Source organism: Labrys sp. (in: a-proteobacteria), from assembly GCF_047605565.1.
Classification (GTDB): domain Bacteria; phylum Pseudomonadota; class Alphaproteobacteria; order Rhizobiales; family Labraceae; genus Labrys; species Labrys neptuniae.
Window position 1 is genome coordinate 1 of sequence record NZ_JASGFM010000036.1, and the last position, 18,743, is coordinate 18,743.

14 protein-coding genes are annotated in these 18,743 nt (G+C 65.5%); 10 read left to right on the forward strand and 4 right to left on the reverse strand.

Annotated elements, in window-relative coordinates:
- The first annotated feature begins 90 nt into the window (after positions 1–90).
- Both QM672_RS24935 and QM672_RS24940 read left to right on the forward strand, forming a co-directional pair.
- Entirely contained in the window at positions 91–573 is a 483-nt protein-coding gene (locus tag QM672_RS24935) for a hypothetical protein (RefSeq protein ID WP_367625924.1), read from the forward strand.
- Positions 574–692: 119 nt separating this feature from the next.
- Positions 693–1,925, forward strand: a complete 1,233-nt coding sequence (locus QM672_RS24940; RefSeq protein WP_415085837.1) for an MFS transporter — start codon at positions 693–695, stop codon at positions 1,923–1,925.
- Between the two features lie 27 nt (positions 1,926–1,952).
- Here QM672_RS24940 and QM672_RS24945 read toward each other — a convergent pair whose 3' ends face one another.
- Both QM672_RS24945 and QM672_RS24950 read right to left on the reverse strand, forming a co-directional pair.
- Entirely contained in the window at positions 1,953–3,527 is a 1,575-nt protein-coding gene (locus QM672_RS24945) for an acetolactate synthase large subunit (protein ID WP_415085839.1), read from the reverse strand.
- 186 nt (positions 3,528–3,713) lie between these two features.
- A complete protein-coding gene (locus tag QM672_RS24950) occupies positions 3,714–4,031 on the reverse strand; it encodes a hypothetical protein (protein WP_394312345.1) in 318 nt (105 codons plus the stop codon).
- A gap of 479 nt (positions 4,032–4,510) precedes the next feature.
- On the opposite strand from QM672_RS24950, the gene QM672_RS24955 reads away from it, so the two are divergent.
- The 8 genes from QM672_RS24955 to QM672_RS24990 all read left to right on the forward strand — a co-directional run bounded on the left by QM672_RS24955 (position 4,511) and on the right by QM672_RS24990 (position 14,464).
- Positions 4,511–7,072 (forward strand): GcvT family protein, encoded by a 2,562-nt coding sequence (locus QM672_RS24955; protein WP_415085841.1) that lies wholly within the window; start codon positions 4,511–4,513, stop codon positions 7,070–7,072.
- Between the two features lie 151 nt (positions 7,073–7,223).
- Positions 7,224–7,994, forward strand: a complete 771-nt coding sequence (locus QM672_RS24960) for a metallophosphoesterase family protein (protein ID WP_415085843.1) — start codon at positions 7,224–7,226, stop codon at positions 7,992–7,994.
- Positions 7,995–8,136: 142 nt separating this feature from the next.
- Complete coding sequence (locus QM672_RS24965) at positions 8,137–8,859, forward strand: metallophosphoesterase (RefSeq protein WP_415085845.1); 723 nt, start codon at positions 8,137–8,139, stop codon at positions 8,857–8,859.
- 122 nt (positions 8,860–8,981) lie between these two features.
- The gene (locus tag QM672_RS24970; protein ID WP_311935927.1) at positions 8,982–9,899 is read left to right on the forward strand and encodes an NrtR DNA-binding winged helix domain-containing protein; all 918 of its coding nucleotides are present in this window, start codon (positions 8,982–8,984) and stop codon (positions 9,897–9,899) included.
- Positions 9,900–10,233: 334 nt separating this feature from the next.
- On the forward strand, positions 10,234–11,217 hold the full coding sequence (gene nadA / locus QM672_RS24975; RefSeq protein WP_415085848.1) for a quinolinate synthase NadA: 984 nt from the start codon (positions 10,234–10,236) through the stop codon (positions 11,215–11,217).
- Entirely contained in the window at positions 11,214–12,773 is a 1,560-nt protein-coding gene (locus QM672_RS24980; RefSeq protein ID WP_367625915.1) for an L-aspartate oxidase, read from the forward strand. Before nadA ends, QM672_RS24980 begins: the two co-directional genes overlap by 4 nt.
- A 1-nt stretch (position 12,774) precedes the next feature.
- Positions 12,775–13,626 carry a carboxylating nicotinate-nucleotide diphosphorylase gene (nadC, locus tag QM672_RS24985; protein ID WP_415085850.1) on the forward strand — a complete coding sequence of 284 codons (852 nt, stop codon included), beginning with the start codon at positions 12,775–12,777 and terminating at the stop codon, positions 13,624–13,626.
- 61 nt (positions 13,627–13,687) lie between these two features.
- Positions 13,688–14,464: a metallophosphoesterase family protein gene (locus QM672_RS24990; protein ID WP_415085852.1), complete on the forward strand. Its 777-nt coding sequence runs from the start codon at positions 13,688–13,690 to the stop codon at positions 14,462–14,464.
- Positions 14,465–14,563: 99 nt separating this feature from the next.
- Here QM672_RS24990 and QM672_RS24995 read toward each other — a convergent pair whose 3' ends face one another.
- Both QM672_RS24995 and QM672_RS25000 read right to left on the reverse strand, forming a co-directional pair.
- Complete coding sequence (locus tag QM672_RS24995) at positions 14,564–16,408, reverse strand: peptidoglycan D,D-transpeptidase FtsI family protein (protein ID WP_376717639.1); 1,845 nt, start codon at positions 16,406–16,408, stop codon at positions 14,564–14,566.
- Between the two features lie 410 nt (positions 16,409–16,818).
- A complete protein-coding gene (locus QM672_RS25000) occupies positions 16,819–18,630 on the reverse strand; it encodes a cation:proton antiporter (RefSeq protein WP_415085855.1) in 1,812 nt (603 codons plus the stop codon).
- Positions 18,631–18,743 lie beyond the last annotated feature (113 nt).

The window sequence follows — 18,743 nt, forward strand, 5'->3', positions numbered from 1 at the left end:
CGCGAACTACTTCCAGGCAGCGGGCTATGAACCAACTTAAACAAGATACGCTCTAAGATCGGCGCTCACTTTTCGCTGCGATGCCCCAGGATGTTGATGCAGGCGGCAAATCCCATGATGAAAGCGGCTATCCGGCGAGGTGCCTTCCTGCCTTCGGCAAAGCTGCGATATCCCGGCCTGGAGCGCTGGCGACCGCTCTTGGCGAAAACCACCCTGTTGGCGATCGTCGGAGCATGCTGGGTTCAATCGGTCTGCGCCGATCAGCCGCCGCAGAGGACCATGATCTGTCGCGAGGGTGACAATGCCATGGAGTTCGTCCTTGATGGCAAAGGCACCGCAAAGCTGAAAAAAACCACAGGCCTCGCCCTTCTGCTCTTTCCGGATCTGCGCGAAGAGGATTGGACGGTCAAGGTCGTGCTGGAGCAAGGTGTATATGGGCTGCAAGTCGCCAATTCCCGCGGTGCACTGCTTTCGATCCCCTCCATCGCAGCGAAGACGATTGGGCGGATGACGTGGAACCACCCCGAAAACTCGAAGGTGGACCTTCTCTGCGATATCAACGTCAGACGGTGATCGGCCCGATAGCGGTGCTGCCGGAAGCATATTCCGGGTATGGCTAGGTTCCATTCGCGGGAACTTGCCCCGAATCCGCTGTCTTTCTACAAGAAGGCCTCTCTCCCACGGTTTTGGACATGCCAGAGCTTTCTTTTTCGCGCGCAGGCGCCTTCCGTCACGGCGGTTTCGCGCGCTATTGGCTGGCGCGCTTCCTCGGTAGTTTTTCGGCCCAGATCATCGGCGTTTCCGTCGGCTGGCAGGTCTATGACCTCACGCGCGATCCCTTCGATCTCGGCATCGTCGGCCTGGTGCAGTTCCTGCCGGCCTTCCTCCTGGTGCTGGTCACCGGCGCAGTGGCCGATCGCTTCAACCGCGTCAGGATCATGGCGCTCTGCCTCGCAGGCGAAGCACTGTGCGCCCTGGCCTTGATGCTGTTCGGCCTGTGGGGCAGCCAGACGGCCGTGCCGATCTTCGTCACATTGGTGGTGTTCGGCACGCTCAGGGCCTTCTTCGGCCCGGCCCAGCAGTCGCTGATGCCCAATCTGGTGCCGGCGGAGGATTTGGCCAGCGCCATCGCCTGGAGCACCTCGTCCTGGCAGATCGCTACCGTGGTCGGCCCGGTCGCGGGTGGCCTGCTCTACGGCCTGTCGGCCAATATCGCCTATGGCACGGCGCTGGTGCTGCTCGGCTTCGCTGCCCTGCTCACCATCACCATCGCGCCACCGCCGCAATTGAAGGCAGCCAAGGAGAAGCCGAGCTTCGAGACGCTGGTGGCGGGCTTCCGCTATATCTGGCACGAGAAGATCGTGCTCGGCGCCATCTCCTTCGATCTGTTCGCCGTTCTGCTCGGTGGCGCTTCGGCGCTGCTACCGGTTTATGCCCGCGACATCCTCGATGTCGGGCCCTGGGGGCTCGGCATGCTCAGGGCGGCGCCCGGCGTCGGTGCCATCGTGGTGGCGGCCCTGCTGTTGCGCCACCCGATCAAGGACCACGCCGGCGTGGTGATGTTCGTCTGCGTAGCGCTGTTCGGGCTGTTTACCGCTGTGTTCGGCGCCTCCACCGTGGTCTGGCTTTCCATCCTCGCCATGGCGCTGATGGGGGGCTTTGACATGGTGAGCGTCTATGTGCGCGAGACCCTGATCCAGCTCTGGACCCCCGATGCGGTGCGCGGCCGGGTGAACGCTGTCAACCAGGTCTTTGTCGGTGCCTCCAACGAACTGGGCGAATTCCGCGCCGGCATCTCTGCCGGACTGATCGGTGCGGTGCCCGCCGTGATCTTCGGCGGCGTCGCCACCATCGCCGTGGCCGGCCTGTGGTGGCACTGGTTCCCAGAACTGCGCAAGGCGCGGCATCTGAGCGGGCGGGTGTGATCGGGGGGAGGTCCGAAGACCAGCCCCCTACAGCACTGCCTCGATCAATCTCGGTCCGCGCTGTCCCATCGCCGCCTTGAAGGCGGCGGCAAGGGCGGCATGGCTTTCCGCCCGTACCGCCTCCACGCCCATGCCCTCGGCAAGCTTCACCCAATCGAGATCGGGATTGCCGATGTCGAACATCGATTGACCCCTGGGACCGACACTGCCGAGGCCGACGCCCGCCACCTCGTCCATCAGCACCTTGTAGGCCCGGTTGGCGTAGATGACGGTGGTGACGTCGAGCTTTTCGCGCGCCTGCGTCCACAGCGACTGCAGCGTGTACATGGCGCTGCCGTCGGCCTGCAGCGACACAACCTTGCGGTCGGGGCAGGCGATGGCGGCGCCGGTGGCCACCGGCATGCCGTCGCCGATCGCCCCGCCGGAGAGCTGCAGGCTGTCATGGGGGGCGGCCGTCTCGTTGAGCGGGTAGAAGGGAAAGCCTGAGGAGATCGTCTCGTCGGAAATGATGGCGTTCTCGGGCAGGAAATGGCCGGCGATGCGCATGATGCCCTCCGCCGTGATAGGACCATCGGCAGGCAAGGCAGGCGGGGCGTGCGCGGAGGCCTTGCCGGGCGTGGCGGCGCCGATCGCCTCGGCGAGGGCCTCGAGGGCGCCAGTGCCGTCCTCGTGCGGAAAGGCGAGCACGAGAGGCCGGCAGCCGGTTGGCGTCAATTCGCTCGGCTGTCCCGGATAGGCGAAGAAGGCGATCGGCGCCTGTGCCCCGACCAGGATCAGGGTCTGGGTGCCCTCGAGGAATTCGAGGGCGGGGCCGGGGCGATAGGGCAGCCTTTCCACGCGAATGCGCCCCGCGCCGCGTTCGACGCGCGGCACGAAGGTGTCGCAGATCAGCCGCGCTCCGGTCTTGGCGGCGATACGGCCGGCGGCTGCGAGTGCACGGCCGCGCAGGGCCTCGCCGCGCAGCAGGAAGGCGACGGGGCCGCCAGCCTTGAGGGCCGCCACCGATTGCGCCACGGCGTTGTCGGAGACGGGTGCGGGACCGAGGACGGGCAGCGGCGCGGCCGGCCTGTCGGCGGCGAGCCAGGCGGTGTCGGCCGGCAGGATCAGGCTGGCGATCTGGCCGGGCGCGTTGCGGGCGGCCTGCACGGCACGGGCAGCATCGGCGGCGACGCTGCGGGCGTTGGGCGAGGAATGCACCCAATGCGAGACCGGGCGGGCAAAGGCGGCGACATCCGAGGTCAGCGGCGCATCGAACCCCTGATGCGCCGAGGCATGGTCGCCGATGATGTTGACCATCGGCACCGGCACCTTGCGGGCATTGTGGAGATTGGCCAGGCCATTGGCGAGGCCTGGTCCGAGATGCAGCAATGTCGCGGCCGGCTTGTCGGTCATGCGGGCATAGCCATCCGCCGCGCCGGTGACCACGCCCTCGAACAGGCCGAGCACCGGCCGCATGCCCTCGATACGGTCGAGCGCGCCGACGAAGTGCATTTCCGACGTGCCGGGATTGGCAAAGCAGACCTCGACGCCGCTATCGACCAGCGTGCGCACCAGGCTTTCGGCGCCGTTCATGCTGTTGGTGGCGGGGAGGGGCTGATGCATGATAGGCGTCCATGAGCTGAGAAATATGCGGTCCCCCACCCTTAGAGCAAAGCGCGTTTAGACGGAAACGCTGCATTGCTCTAACTCTTTGGTTCGACGCGTCTTTGCGATTCTTGGTGATCCCACCAAATCGCAAAACGCTCTGGGCGCAAAGGACCGGGCATCTCAAGCTTGATGGCGCAAGGCTCAGCCGCAATCCTTGGCGATCAGCGGCGAAAAGGCCCAGCCATGGACGCCCTTGCTGAAGCCATCCTGTTCCAGGCGCGAATCGCCGCGCCACCAGGTGACCTCGACCCATTTGCCTTGCCGGCCCTGGCCATATTGCACTTCGTCCTCGGGCTTCATGCGGGCGATTAGGCGATGCTGCGGGCCGGGGCCGGCCCGCAAGGCGACGAAGCCATCCGGCGTCTTGCGCAGATGGCACAGTTCCATGGCGGAGCCTGCGGCCGGCCAGAGACAAGCGAGGCAGACGGCGAGCAGCGGGGGACGAAGGGAGCGATTCATGGCGGAGTCCGGTGCGTGACTATGGCGTAAGAGCCACAGGCAGCGGGATACCGCCGTGACGGTGCGCACAAGGCGAGATCCTTCCTTCTCCCCTTGCGGGAGAAGGTGCCGGCAGGCGGATGAGGGGTTTCGCAACCTATCTAGGTCGTGCTTGCGAGTGAGCATCAGAAAAGCCAGGTCATAAGACCCCTCATCCGGCGCTTCGCGCCACCTTCTCCCGCAAGGGGAGAAGGGAATAGCTCGGCTGGCGATCAGCCTCGGCGACAGGATTTCCCTCGACGTCGTTTTCTGGCCATGTCCCGGCCCATATGCGACATCGTTCCGGCGCGTCTTCTATAGAGCTAGTCGGCAACGGGATGGCATCGGTGCCGCGTCCTGCGGTGATGGTCGCACGGGTTTGCGAGATGGTCGCACCCAGGCAGCAACCGCGGCGGCGAAGGCGCTAAGGTCGCCCGCAACGCATCCGGAGTCGCAGGCAAATGGCAGTGTTTCCAAAAAAGGCGAAGGTCGTCATCGTCGGGTTGGGCGGGATCGTCGGCGCATCGATCGCCCATCATTTGATCGAGCGGGGCTGGGACGACATCGTCGGCATCGACAAGTCGGGCATCCCGACCGATATCGGCTCGACCGCCCACGCCTCCGACTTCTGCTATGCCACCAGCCATGACTTCCTGTCCTGCTGGACCACACTCTATTCCATCGATTTCTACGAGAAGATGGGCCATTACGCCCGCGTCGGCGGCCTTGAAGTGGCGCGTGTGGGCGACGATGCCCGCATGGACGAGATCAAGCGCAAGGTCGCCTCCGGCAAGGCCTTCGGCACCCGTGCCCGCCTGATCGAGCCGGCCGAGATCAAGGAGAAGTTCCCGCTGATCGAGGAGCATCTGGTGCAGGGCGGCCTGTGGGATCCGGATGCCGGCCTGGTCATCCCGCGCTCGCAGACGGTGGCGGGCAAACTCGTCGACCAGGGCGAGGCCGCCGGCAAGCTCCAGGCCTTTGCCAACACGCCGGCCACCTCGCTCATCATCGAGAACGGCCGCATCAAGGGCGTGGTCACCAGCCGTGGCACCATCGAGGCCGATCATGTCGTGGTTTGTGCCGGCCTGTGGGGCCGCCTGATCGCCGAGATGGCGGGCGAGGACCTGCCGGTGATGCCGGTCGACCATCCGCTGACCTTCTTCGGGCCCTATAACGAGTTCGCCGGCACCGGCAAGGAGATCGGCTGGCCGCTGATGCGCGACCAGGGCAACTCCGCCTATATGCGCGACACCGGCGATCCGACCACCGCCGAAGGCGGCCAGATCGAGTGGGGCTATTACGAGGAGACCAATCCGCGCTTGTGCCATCCGCGTGACCTCTTGGAAAAGCACGAGGCGCGCCTGTCGCCCTCGCAGCGTGACCTCGACATGGAGCAGATCATCGGCCCGCTCGAACGCGCCATGGAGCTGACGCCGATCCTCGGCGAACTCGGCTACAATGAGGGCCATTCCTTCAACGGCCTCTTGCAGGTCACCACCGATGGCGGCCCCTCGATGGGCGAAAGCCAGAAGGTGCGGGGCCTGTGGTATGCCGTCGCCATCTGGGTCAAGGACGGCCCCGGCATGGGCAAGCTGATTGCCGATTGGATGACCGACGGTCGCACGCCGATCGACCACAACAAGATCGACTATGCCCGCTTCTCCCCGCATATGCTGGAGGAAGGCTTCATCGAGGGGCGTTGCGGCGAGGCGGCCCGCAAGATCTACAATCCGGCCGTGCATCCGCGCGAGCCCTATGACACCGGCCGCAACATCCGGCGCTCGCCCTTCTACGAGCGTGAGAAGGAGCTCGGCGGCTATTTCATGGAGCTCGGCGGCTGGGAACGAGCCCATGGCTACGCCGCCAACGAGCATCTGCTCGAAAAATACGGCAACCGCGTGCCGGTGCGCGAGAACGAGTGGGACAATCGCCATTTCTGGCGTGTCTCCAATGCCGAACAGCTCGCCATGAGCGAGGATTGCGGCATCATCAACCTCTCGCACTTCGCCATGATCGACGTCGAGGGCCCCGACCATGTCGCGTTGATGGAATGGGTCTGCGCCGCCAAGATCGGCGGTGACGCCAATGTCGGCAAGGGCATCTACACCCATTTCCTCGACGAGGACGGCATGGTGCGCGCCGACCTCACCGTGTTCCGCATGGCCGACCGTTGCCGCGTGGTCGACGGCGCCGATGCCGGCCCGCGCGATCTCAACTATCTGCGCCGCGTCGCCCAGGACAAGGGCTTCGACGTCACCGTCACCGATACATCCGAGAAATACGTCACCATCGGCATCTGGGGCCCGAATGCCCGCGTCAACCTCAAGAAGGTGGTGGAGAATCCGGCCGGGCTCGATCCCGAGAACTTCCCCTTCGCCGCCATCAAGCCGCTCCGCATCGGCGGCAAAGACGTTTCCGCCTTCCGCATTTCCTATGTCGGCGAGCAGGGCTGGGAACTGCATATGCGCTATGAGGACGGCCTCGCCGTCTGGGACGCGCTGCGCTCCACCGGCGTGATGGCGGTCGGCGTCGAGACCTACGCCAATTCCCGCCGCATGGAAAAGAGCCTGCGCCTGCAGAATGCCGAGCTCAACACCGAGTACAATCTGATCGAAACCGACCTCCAGCGCCCGAAGGTCAAGGAGGCCGATTTCTGCGGCAAGGCCAAGCATCTGGAGCACCGCGCCCGCGCCCACCAGCCGGCCATGCTCTGCACGCTGGTGATCACCGACAATGTCGATGCCAAGGGTGTCGCACGCTATCCCGTAGGCATCCTGCCGGTGATGGATCCGGAGACGGGCGAGACGCTGGTCGACGAACTCGGCCGGCGTTCCTACACCTATTCGATCGCCTATGGTCCGACCATCGGCAAGAACATCGCGCTTGCCTATCTGCCGCGTGCCTATGCGCAGGAAGGCCGCAAGTTCCAGGTCGAGTATTTTGGCGAGACCTATCCGGTCGAGGTGGTCGGCGTCGGCTACAAGCCGCTCTACGACCCCGAGAACACCAAGCCGCGGAGCTGAAGCAGATTTCCCCTTCCTCCTTCCAGGGGAGGGGGAGCCCCCGAGTTCTCCACGTCACAATTGCCCGCTCTTGTTGACGTTTGGGGCCGGCACGCGGAAGTAAGGGATCTCAATCCCCAGCCCTCTCCCGGTGTGGGAGAGGGAGCCCGCCATGCCCAAGAAACCGATAGCCAAACCCATCGCCAAGAAGAAGATCGAGCGCTTTCCCGAGCCGCCCAGCATGCCGCCCGAGACCTCCGTCATCGCCATCGGCGATATCCACGGGCGGCTCGATCTGCTGGAGCCGCTGCTCGTGCGCATCGAGAGGCGCGCCTCGCTGCTTCCGGGCCTCAGGCATATCGTGGTCAGCGTCGGCGATCTCATCGACCGCGGCCCCGATTCCGCCGGGGTGATCGAGCGTCTGATGAATGGCGTGCGGGGCTGCGAACTCATTGTGCTGCTCGGCAATCACGAGGACGCTCTGCTCGGCTTTCTGGACGATAAGCCGATCGGCGACGCCTGGCGCAGCTTCTTCGGGGCCGATGCCTTCCTGCAGAGCTACGGCATTGCCAGCCGGCAGAACTACAAGGTCGAGAAGACGCCGGACCGCCTGCGCCAGGACATGCTTGCGGCCATACCGCAGGCCCATCTCGATTTCCTGCGTGCCCTGCCCACCTCTTACGGCATCGGCGACTATTTCTTCGCCCATGCCGGCGTGCGCCCCGGCGTGCCGCTGGCCGAGCAGGATGACCGCGACCTCGTCTGGATCCGCGAGGAATTCCTGCATTCCAAGCAGCGTTTCGAGAAGAAGATCGTCCACGGCCACACCCCTGTGCGCAAGCCGGACTTCAACCGCAATCGCATCAATCTGGACACCAAGGCCTATGCCTCGGGCATCCTGACGGCCGTGCGGTTCGAGGGCATCGAGGCCGTGGTGTTCTGACCTCCTTGGAGCGCGGACTTCCAGTCCGCTTCTTCTTATTTGCTAGCGCTGTGTTTCCAAGAGCGGACAAGATGTCCGCGCTTCCGGCCCCTTGCAGCCCGGCCCGCGCCCCCCTTATTGTGTCGCATGGAGGGAGCGCATCATGGGGCCATTCCATCTGCCCGCTATCCCCGACGATGTCAGCGTCATCGCCTTCGGCGACGTGCATGGCTGTTACGACAAGCTGGAGATTCTGCTTGAGCAGATCGAGGAACGCCTGGCCTCCATGCCCGAGCGGCGGCACATCGTCGTCTCCGTCGGCGATCTCGTCGATCGCGGCCCGGATTCGGCCCGTGTGGTCGAACGGCTTGCGGCCGGCTTGCCGGGCTGCGAACTCGTGGTGCTCAAGGGCAACCACGAGGCCATGATGCTCGACTTCATCCGCGGCGGCGAGGACGCCGAGGCCTGGCTGCACAATGGCGGCCTGCGCACACTGGCGAGCTATGGCATCGATCTGGAGCGGACCCTGGCCGAGGGCCCGACGCTTCATGGCCTGCGCCGCGCCTTTCTCGACGCGATACCGGAACATCATCTCGCCTTCCTGGCAAAGATGCCGCTCAGCTATGGCTGCGGCGATTATTTCTTCGTGCATGCCGGCGTTCGCCCGGGCCGTCCGCCCGACCGTCAGGACGAGGAGGACCTCTTGTGGATCCGCAACGAGTTTCTCGACTGGGACGGTGATTTCGGCAAGCGCATCGTGCACGGCCATACGCCGGTCGATATCGCCACCTTTCGGCACAACCGCATCAATCTCGACACCGGTGCTTGTTTTGGCGGCCCGCTGACCGCGGTGCTGCTGGAAGGGACGGAGGCGACGATTTTCTGAGGCGCCTCCGTCGCTTCGCCTGTTGAAACCTCTGGTCAAAAGCTGCCGATTGCTTGCCCCAGCCGGGCGCAACTGCGAGTCTCCGCACCAGATAGCAGCTTTGCCACCAGGAGAAACCGATCGTGCCGCCAGAGACCGGCAACCTCGTCACCGCCGACCTGATCGCCGTGCTCGTGGCGGTCACCGCGGGGCGGCCGCGGGTGATGACGGTGCGCGAGGGCGGGGGGCTGCCTTCGGGGCCTTTCGAAGCCGGACATCGCTCGCTGCAAACGGGGCTGCGCGCCTGGGTCGAGGGGCAGACCGGCCATCCGCTGGGCTATGTCGAGCAGCTCTATACCTTCGCCGACAAGGACCGCGACGCCGAGGGCCTGCAGCGGGCGATCTCGATCTCCTATCTCGGCCTGACGCGGGAAAATGCCGCCGGAAGCGAAGAGACCGGTTGGCGCGACTGGTACGAGTTTTTCCCCTGGGAGGACCATCGTTCCGGCCTGCCGGCCTTCTTCCAGGCCGGGATCGTCGCTCCTCTCAACGCCTGGGCCGGGGGGGGTGAGACTGCGGGCCTGCGTGAGATCCGGTCACAGCGGGTCGCCATCACCTTCGGGCTGGCGGGCTTTGCCTGGAACGAGGAACTCGTGCTGCAGCGCTACGAGTTGCTCTACGAGGCCGGGCTGGTGCCGGAAGCGGCGACTGGTGATGCCCAGACGGTGCCGGGGCGCCCGATGCTCGCCGATCATCGCCGCATCCTCGCCACCGGCATTGCGCGACTGAGAGCCAAGATCAAATATCGTCCCGTGGTGTTCGAGTTGCTGCCGGCCACCTTCACCCTGCTGCAACTCCAGCGCAGTGTCGAGGCCCTGGCCGGGCGGCTGGTGCACAAGCAGAATTTTCGCCGCCTGATCGAGCAGCAGGAACTGGTGGAGGAAACCGGCGAAATCGCCGCCGAGACTCTCGGCCGTCCGGCCAAGCTGTTCCGCTTCCGCCAGGCCGTGCTCGCCGAACGTGTTGCCGCCGGCACCAAACTCCCACTGGCGCGGGGGTAGGGGCTCGCCTCCCCGAGTTTGGCACGGTTCCCTTCTCCCCTTGCGGGTGTCGTCAACTCCCTTGAGTTGACTAGAGGTGCCCCACAGGGGCGGATGAGAGGTCTCGCACTCCGTCCAGAAACGACGCTTCGAGCGAACGCCAAGGCTGGCAAGGTCGAGAGACCCCTCATCCGGCGTTTCACGCCACCTTCTTCCGCAAGGGGAGAAGGGGAGTCGCGGTTCGCTCTCTCGATTTTGCTTCGATCTCTTATGCTCTAAGTGAACATAATTAGCTTGACATCGCTTATGCTCAGGTTAAGCATATGCCCGATATATGCTCAATAGGAGTATAAATATGGGCCCCGATACTGCCGTCCTCACCCGCACCGCGCCGCTCTATGAGCGGGTCAGGCGTGTCATTCCCGCGATGGAATGGCCTGTCTTCGCCGACGACGTCGACGCCATCCTGGCGCTGAAGCGCGAGCGCAACGCCGTCATCCTGGCGCACAACTACCAGACGCCGGAGATCTTCCACTGCGTCGCCGACGTGGTGGGCGACAGCCTGGCGCTCGCCCGCAAGGCTGTCGCTACCGACGCCGACATCATCGTGCTGGCGGGCGTGCATTTCATGGCCGAGACCGCCAAGCTGCTCAATCCCGACAAGACGGTGCTGATCCCCGATCTCGGCGCCGGCTGCTCGCTGGCCGATTCGATCACGCCGGAAGATGTGCGCCTGATGCGGGCGAGCTATCCGGGCGTGCCCATCGTCACCTATGTCAACACCTCGGCAGCCGTGAAGGCCGAATCCGACGTCTGCTGCACTTCGGGCAATGCCAGGCGCATCGTCGAAAAGCTCGGCGTGCCCCGGGTGATCATGCTTCCCGACGAATATCTTGCCCGCAACATCGCCGCCGAGACCGATGTCGAGATCATCGCCTGGAAGGGCCATTGCGAGGTGCATGAGCGCTTTTCGCCGGCCGAAGTGCGCCAGCTCCGGGAAGACCATCCGGGCGTTGTCGTGCTCGCCCATCCCGAATGCCCGCCGGAAGTGGTGGCGGAAGCCGATTTCTCCGGCTCGACCGCGCTGATGTCCGACTATGTCGCCGAGCACAGGCCCGCCCGCGTGGTGCTGCTGACCGAATGCTCGATGAGCGACAATGTGGCCGTGCAGCACCCCACCGTCGATTTCGTGCGCCCCTGCAATCTCTGCCCGCATATGAAGCGCATCACGCTCGCCAATATTCGCAAGGCGCTGGAGACCGGCCAGCACGAAGTCACCATCGATCCCGCCGTGGCGGCTCCCGCACGCCGGGCTGTCGAAAGGATGCTCGAGCTATGACCGATCATCCCCAGCTCTATCGCGACCGGCCGGTGGTGGTCGGGGCCGGCCTCGCCGGACTGATGACGGCGCTTTCGCTTGCGCCCGAGCCGGTGGTGCTGCTCTCCCATGCACCGCTCGGTGCGGAGACTTCGACCGGCTGGGCGCAGGGCGGACTTGCCGCGAGCCTGGCCGATGACGACACGCCCAGCCTCCACCTCGACGACACGCTGGCCGCCGGCGCCGGCCTGGTGGATGCGGCCGCTGCCCGCGCCATCCTGGAGGCGGCCCCCGAGGCGGTGCGCCGGCTCGCCGCACTCGGTGTCGTTTTCGACAGGAACGGCGAAGGCTTCCAGCTTGGCCTCGAAGCCGCCCATGGCCGCCGCCGCATCGTGCATGCCCATGGCGACGCCACCGGGCGGGAGATCGTACGGGCCCTGGCTGCCGCCGTGCGCGCCACGCCCTCGATCGCCGTGCTGGAGGGCGTCGAGGCACGGCGCCTGATCGTCGAGGACGGCGCCGTTGCCGGCATCGTCTGCGTCGGCCCGAACGGCGAGGCGATGACGATTCCGACCGCCCGCGTGGTGCTGGCCACCGGGGGCATCGGTGGCCTCTTCTGCGACAGTACAAATCCTCGGGGCAGCCAGGGGCAGGGGCTCGCTTTGGCCGCTCGCGCCGGCGCCTTGCTCGCCAACCTCGAATTCGTGCAATTCCATCCGACGGCGCTCGATACCGCGGCGCGGCCGATGGCGCTGGTCAGCGAGGCCGTACGGGGCGAGGGCGCCGTGCTGATCGACGAGACCGGCGAACGCTTCCTTCGCCACCTGCCGGGCGCCGAGCTCGCCCCGCGCGACGAAGTCGCCCGCGGCATCTGGCAGCATCTGGTTGCGGGCCACCGCGTCTATCTCGATGCCCGCCATCAACCCGGCGCGGGGTTCGCGCGCCGTTTCCCCGGTATCGATCGGCTCTGCCGGGACGCGGGCTTCGATCCTGCCTTGCAGCCGCTGCCAGTGCGCCCGGCCCAGCACTACCACATGGGCGGCATTGCGGTGGACGGACAAGGCAGGAGTTCCGTAGCAGGGCTGTGGGCCTGCGGCGAGGTGGCCTGTACCGGGCTGCATGGCGCCAATCGCCTGGCCAGCAATTCCCTGGCCGAGGCCGCGGTCTGTGCCGCCTGGGTCGCCGACAGCGTGGGGAATGCGCCGGCAACGAGCCGCCTTCTCGCAGGAGCGCCCGTCGCCGCGAAGGTCGCCGACCTGCGCACCGGGGACGCCGAGCAAACGCGTCCGATCTTGTCGCGCGCGCTCGGCTTGGTCCGGGATCGTGCCGCGCTGGAGGTGGCGGTCGCGCAGCTCCTGCCGCTGGCCACCAGCGCGCGGCCTGCTGCGGGACCGGCTTTGGTCGGCCTGATGCTGGCCGTCTCCGCCCTCAACCGGCAGGAAAGCCGGGGCGCGCATTGGCGGGCGGATTTCCCGTCCAGCCGTTCCGAGGCGGTGCCCTCGCTGCTCTCGCTCGACCAGACCCTTGCCATCGCCCGCGAGGTCGCCCTCTCCCTTTGTTTCGCGGAAAGTGCCTGACATGTCCCTTTCTCCTCTCTCTCCCCTGTTGTTCGAGCCCATCGTCCGCGCGGCCCTGGTCGAGGATCTCGGCCGGGCCGGCGATCTCACCACCGATGCCATCGTGCCCGCCGATCTCAAGGCGACCACCGTGCTGGCGGCGCGCCAGGACGGCGTGGTCGCCGGCCTCGACATCGCCGCAGCCACTTTCCGCCTGCTCGACCCCTCCGCCGTGATCGCGGTGGAGCGTGGCGACGGAGCCAGAGTGTCGTCGGGGTCAACCATCGCCACCGTCACCGGCTCGGCCCGGGCCCTGCTGACGGGCGAGCGCACGGCTCTCAACATCCTCTGCCGCCTCAGCGGCATTGCCAGCGCGACGGCCTCGGTGGTGGAGGCGGTGAAGGGGCACAGGGCCACCATCGTGTGCACCCGCAAGACCACGCCCGGTCTGCGTGCCCTGGAGAAATATGCGGTGCGGGCCGGCGGTGGCGGCAATCACCGCTTCGGGCTCGACGATGCCATCCTGATCAAGGACAACCATGTCGCCATCGCCGGCGGCATCCGCCCGGCGCTCGAGCGGGCCAAGGCCGCGGCAGGGCACATGGTCAAGATCGAGCTGGAGGTCGATACGCTTGCCCAGCTCGAGGAGGCGCTGGCCGTCGGCGTGGATGCCGTGCTGCTCGACAATATGAGCCCGGACCAGCTGCGCGAGGCGGTGGCCATGGTCGGCGGGCGGGCGCTTACCGAGGCCTCTGGTCGGGTCACGGCAGCAACGGCGCCGGCGATCGCGGCCTCCGGCGTCGATCTCATCTCCGTGGGCTGGCTCACCCACAGCGCGCCGATCCTCGACATCGGCCTGGACTATCGGGCCTGAGCGGCCTGGCCGCATTGCCGCATCCCCTTGCTGCCGGATGCGCGGCTGTTATGCTGCCGCCATGCAGAATCGTACGGTACCCTTTCCCATCCCGCCGCGCGCGCCGGCGGGGACGACCATCATTGCCTTCGGCGACGTCCACGGCCATCTCACCCTGATGGAAGAGATCCTGGCCAAGGCGCAGGCCCGGGCCCGGACCAAGCCGGACCGGCGCCACATCGTCATCAGCCTCGGCGATCTCGTCGATCGCGGCCCCGACTCCCGCGGTGTCGTGGCCCGGCTGATGGGCAGCCTGCCGGGCTGTGAGCTCCATGTGCTCAGGGGCAATCATGAAACCTTGCTGATGTCCTTCCTGGCCGGCGACCCGGATGCCGATGTCTGGCTCAAATGGGGCGGCATGGCCACCGTCGGCAGCTATGGCGTCGACATCGAGGGAGCCGACCCGCATTCGAAGCGGGATGTCGAGCGTATCAGGGCCGAGTTCCGCGCCAGGATGCTGCCCGACCATTTCGACTTCATGCGTACGCGACCTTTGAGTCTCACCTTCGGTGACTATTTTTTCGTGCATGCCGGCGTGCGGCCGGACGTGCCGCTGGCCAAGCAGAAGGAATATGACCTGATCTGGATCCGCGACGAGTTCCTGCCGTCGGGCCAGCTCTTCGAGAAGAAGATCGTGCATGGCCACACCTCGGTGGAGGAGCCGGATTTCCGCACCAACCGCATCAATCTCGACACCGGCGCCTGCTATGGCGGCAAGCTGACGGCGGCGATCTTCGAGGATGACGTAGCCGAGGTGTTCGCCTCCATCCCCGCGCCGCCCGGTACGCATTTTCCCTGAGCGGGTCGGGGAGCTGACGGGCAGCGCGACTTCGACGATCAGACCTGACGCGACAGCGTCAAACACCCTGAAAGGTGCGCCATGCAGAGCCTTCCGCCCTCAATGCGTGACCAGCCACTCCATCGGGTGGTCTTCGTTGCGGGGGGCGTAGAGTGGCGGCACCGGGTTAGGGATCTCTTCGAAGCGCGGCTTGACGCCGAGCAGCGGCCCGACACGTTCCAGGATCTTGCCGGTGGTGACGCCGGCATTCCAGGCGGCCGATGAATAGCCATAGGTCTCGGGCAGGCCCTTGGGCTCGTCATAGAGCACGAGCACCAGATATTTCGGCTTGTCGAAGGGAAACACCGCCATGAAGGTGGTGAAGTTGAGCTTCTTCGAATAACGACCGTTGATGACCTTTTCGGCCGTACCGGTCTTGGCGCCGACGCCGAGGCCGGGAACATTGGCCTTTTTGCCGGAGCCGTCGGTGGCGTTGAGGCGCATGATGTAGCGCATCACGTCCGAGGTGTGTTTCTTCAGGACCAGCTTGGATCCCGCCAGGGCATCGCTTTCGCTGCGCGCCAGGAATGTCGGCCTCATCAGATGGCCGCCATTCATCATCGCTCCCACCGCCATCATCGCCTGCAGCGGCGCCACGGCCATGCCGTGGCCGAAGGCGATGGTGATGGTGTTGATCTCGCTCCAGCGCCTGGGCAGGATCGGCATGGCATTCTCGGGCAATTCCGTGATCAGCCGCGTGGTCTGGCCCATCATCTTGAGAAAGGCCTTGTGGGCATCGACGCCGAGGGCGAGGGCCATTTTGGCCGAGCCGATATTGGACGAATAGGTGAACACCTCCGGCAGGCTCAGCATGCGCCGGCGGGCATGGTCGTCGTGGATGGTGAAACGGCCATATTTGAGCGTGGTACGGGCATCGAGCATGGAGGCGGTGGTGAACTTGCCCGATTCGATGGCCATGGCGGAGGTCAGGGCCTTGAAGGTCGAACCCATCTCGAACACGCCGACATTGATGCGGTTGATCCGGTTGGGATCGAGCGCTTCGGCGGGGTTGTTGGGATCGAAATCGGGCAGGGACACCAGCGAGATCATCTCGCCGGTATTGACGTCCATGATGGCGCCGGCCGCCGCCTTGGCCTGGTAGTGCTCCATCCCGGCGACGAGTTCATCGCGCATCACCGCCTGGGCCCTCAGATCGATCGACAGGCGGACCGGCTTGAGGTCATGCGGGTCCGAGGCATAGCCGAGCGCCTGCAATTCGGAGAGGCCACGCTTTCTGTCGATATAGCGCTCGATGCCGGCGATGCCCTGATTGTCGATGTTCACAGCGCCGAGCACATGGCTCACCGTCGGCCCGTTGGGGTAGATGCGCTTGGCCTCGTTGAGGAAGCCGATGCCCGGCAGGCCGAGCGCGTAGATGCGGTTGCGTTGCTCGGGCGTGATCTCTCGCTTGAGCCAGATGAAGCCCTTGCCCGAGGAGAGTTTCGCTCTCAGGTCGCGCGCGTCGAATTCGGGCATCTGGGCGGTGAGCAGTTCGGTCGCCTCGTCGACATCGATGATCTTCCTGGGCTCGGCATAGAGCGAGGGCACCTGCACGTCGGTCGCCAGGATCTTTCCGTTGCGGTCGAGAATGTCAGGGCGGGATGCCGCCAACTGGTCGGCCGCCGAGCGGCGCGCGTCATATTGCTCGTCCGGCGCGATGCCGAACTGCACCAGCCGGGCCAGGATCGCCACATAGATGCAGACGAACCCCACCACGATGAGCGTGATGCGCCCGGCGCTCTTCTGCAGCTTGGTGGGGGCTATCGGTCGCCGCCTGCGCCTTTCGGCCGGCATGGTGGGCTCGCTCGCCCGGGTGTCACGAGGCGGACTATCGATCGCAAGGGACGGATGGCCCGCTATTGCCTCCTGGTCCTGATCTGCCTCGTCGACGGTGGGCGTCTGCATCGCCGCTTTCCCCCAATGCCTTGCAGGCAGCCGCGATCCGTCCGGGCCAGGACCCGACGGTTCGTGCTGCATCTCGATCTGACGTTGACGACACGGGGCGCCCGTGGATTTCGCCCGCTATCCAAAATGGAGTTGGTGTCTAAAAATGGTTCGCTCTATTCATGGAATAGCAATAAAGCCGCTGAAAATGCGGGTAAAGAGTATCAATTCATTAACAATTCGTACGGTTATCGAGGTCTTAACGTAGAGGTAAAAGCTGGCGCCAGCCTGTGTTTAGTGGGGGTAAGTATCAGACATCGGCCAAGCGGGTCTCGTATTGCCGTGCCTGGGCTTGACCTGCTCATTCCCCGTTCAGGTATTTTCCGCTCGCGAAGGGCCGGCGGGCCCGGCAATGACTAGGTCGCGCCGGCTCAGGCGGCCTGGCCTGGATGGCTTTCCACGGGGTGCAACAGGTCGCGGATCATGCCGCGGGCGATTTCTTCTTCGCCCATCAGGATCACGTCAGCCCCGAGCCCCTTGAGATAGTCGACGGCCTCTTCGCTGTGAGCCCGGGCGAGAATGCGGATGGACGGATTGAGCTTGCGGGCCTGTTCCACCAGATGGCCGGCTTCGAAGGCGTCGGGAATGGCGACGACCAGCCATTTCGCGCCGGCCAGATTCTGCAGTTCCAGCGTCTCGTAGTCGCCGGCCGGCCCGGAATAAACCTCGATGCCCGCGGCTTTGAGCTTTTCGACCTCGTTCTGCGATTCTTCGATCACCACCAACGGTATACCGGACTCATGCAGGGCCTTGGCCACCCGGCTGCCGACGCGGCCATGGCCGACCAGGATGGCGTGCTCGCTGAGCTTGGTCGGCTGGACGACCTCGATGTCGTCCTCCTCAGGCAAAGGTGCGGGAGCGGCTTCCGCTACGGGCGCGCCAGGCTGGGCCTCGGGCTGAGCCGGCGCCTCAGGCTCGGCCTCCGGTCTGGTCTCAGCTTTAGGTGCCGCAGCCGGCTGGCGTTCGGGGCGCAAGACGAAACGGTCGAGCGCCATGAACAGGATCGGGTTGATCACGATGGAGATGAGCGCGCCCGCCACCACCAGATCGCGTGCCGTACCCGGGATGATCTGCAGCTTGACGCCGAGCACCGCCAGGATGAACGAGAACTCGCCGATCTGGGCCAGGCTCGCGGAGATGGTCAGGGCCACGCCCTTGGAATAGCCGAAGCCGCGCACGATCAGGAAGGCGGCGATCGACTTGCCGACCACGATGATCAGGAAGGTGGCGAGCACGGCAAGCGGATGCTGGAGCAGGATCGCCGGGTTGAACAGCATGCCCACCGAGACGAAGAACAGCACCGCGAAGGCGTCGCGCAGCGGCAGCGTCTCATTGGCGGCCTGCTTGCTGAGCGGCGATTCGGCCAGCACCATGCCGGCGAAGAAGGCGCCCAGCGCGAAGGAGACGCCGAAGAGCACGGCGGCGCCATAGGCGACCCCCAGCGAAATCGCCAGCACGGCCAGGCGGAAGAGCTCACGCGAGCCGGTATGGGCGACGAAATGCAGGACCCAGGGGATGACCTTGCGCCCGACTACCAGCATCAGCGCCACGAAGGCGGCGACCTTGACGGCGGTGACCATCAGGGTGGCTGCGATCGAATTGAGGCCGAGATTGGCGGCAAGGCCGGAGGGGGCGACCTCACCCGGTGCATGGCCGCCGAGTAGGCCGGCCAGAGGGGGAATCAGCACCAGGGTGATCACCATCACCAGATCTTCGACGATCAGCCAGCCGACGGCGATGCGCCCGCGTTCGGTCTCGATCAGCTTGCGTTCCTGCATGGCGCGCAGCAGCACCACGGTACTGGCGACCGAGAGGGCGAGGCCGAAGACCAGGCCCGTGCCGAGCCCCCAGCCCATGATCCAGGCAAAGCCCATGCCGAGCAGTGTCGCCACCGCGATCTGGCCCAGCGCCCCGGGAATGGCGATGGCGCGGACGGAAAGCAGGTCCTTCAGCGAAAAATGCAGGCCGACGCCGAACATCAGCAGGATGACGCCGAGTTCGGCCAGTTCGTTGGCGAGATTCTGGTCGGCCACGAAACCGGGCGTGAAGGGGCCGATCACCACACCGCCGAGCAGATAGGCCACGATCGGCGACAGCCGCAATCGCTGCGCGGCGAGCGCGAAGATGAATGCCAGTCCCAAACCCGCCACGATCGTTGCAATCAACGGTGTCTCGTGCGGCATGGAACCTCCCTTCGCGGTCGTAACGAGCCTTCGACGTGCTTACAGCACCCCAGATCTGTTTGATGATTGCCTTGCGGCCGCTTCACCATAGGAGAGTTCCGTAGTGAGCGCTC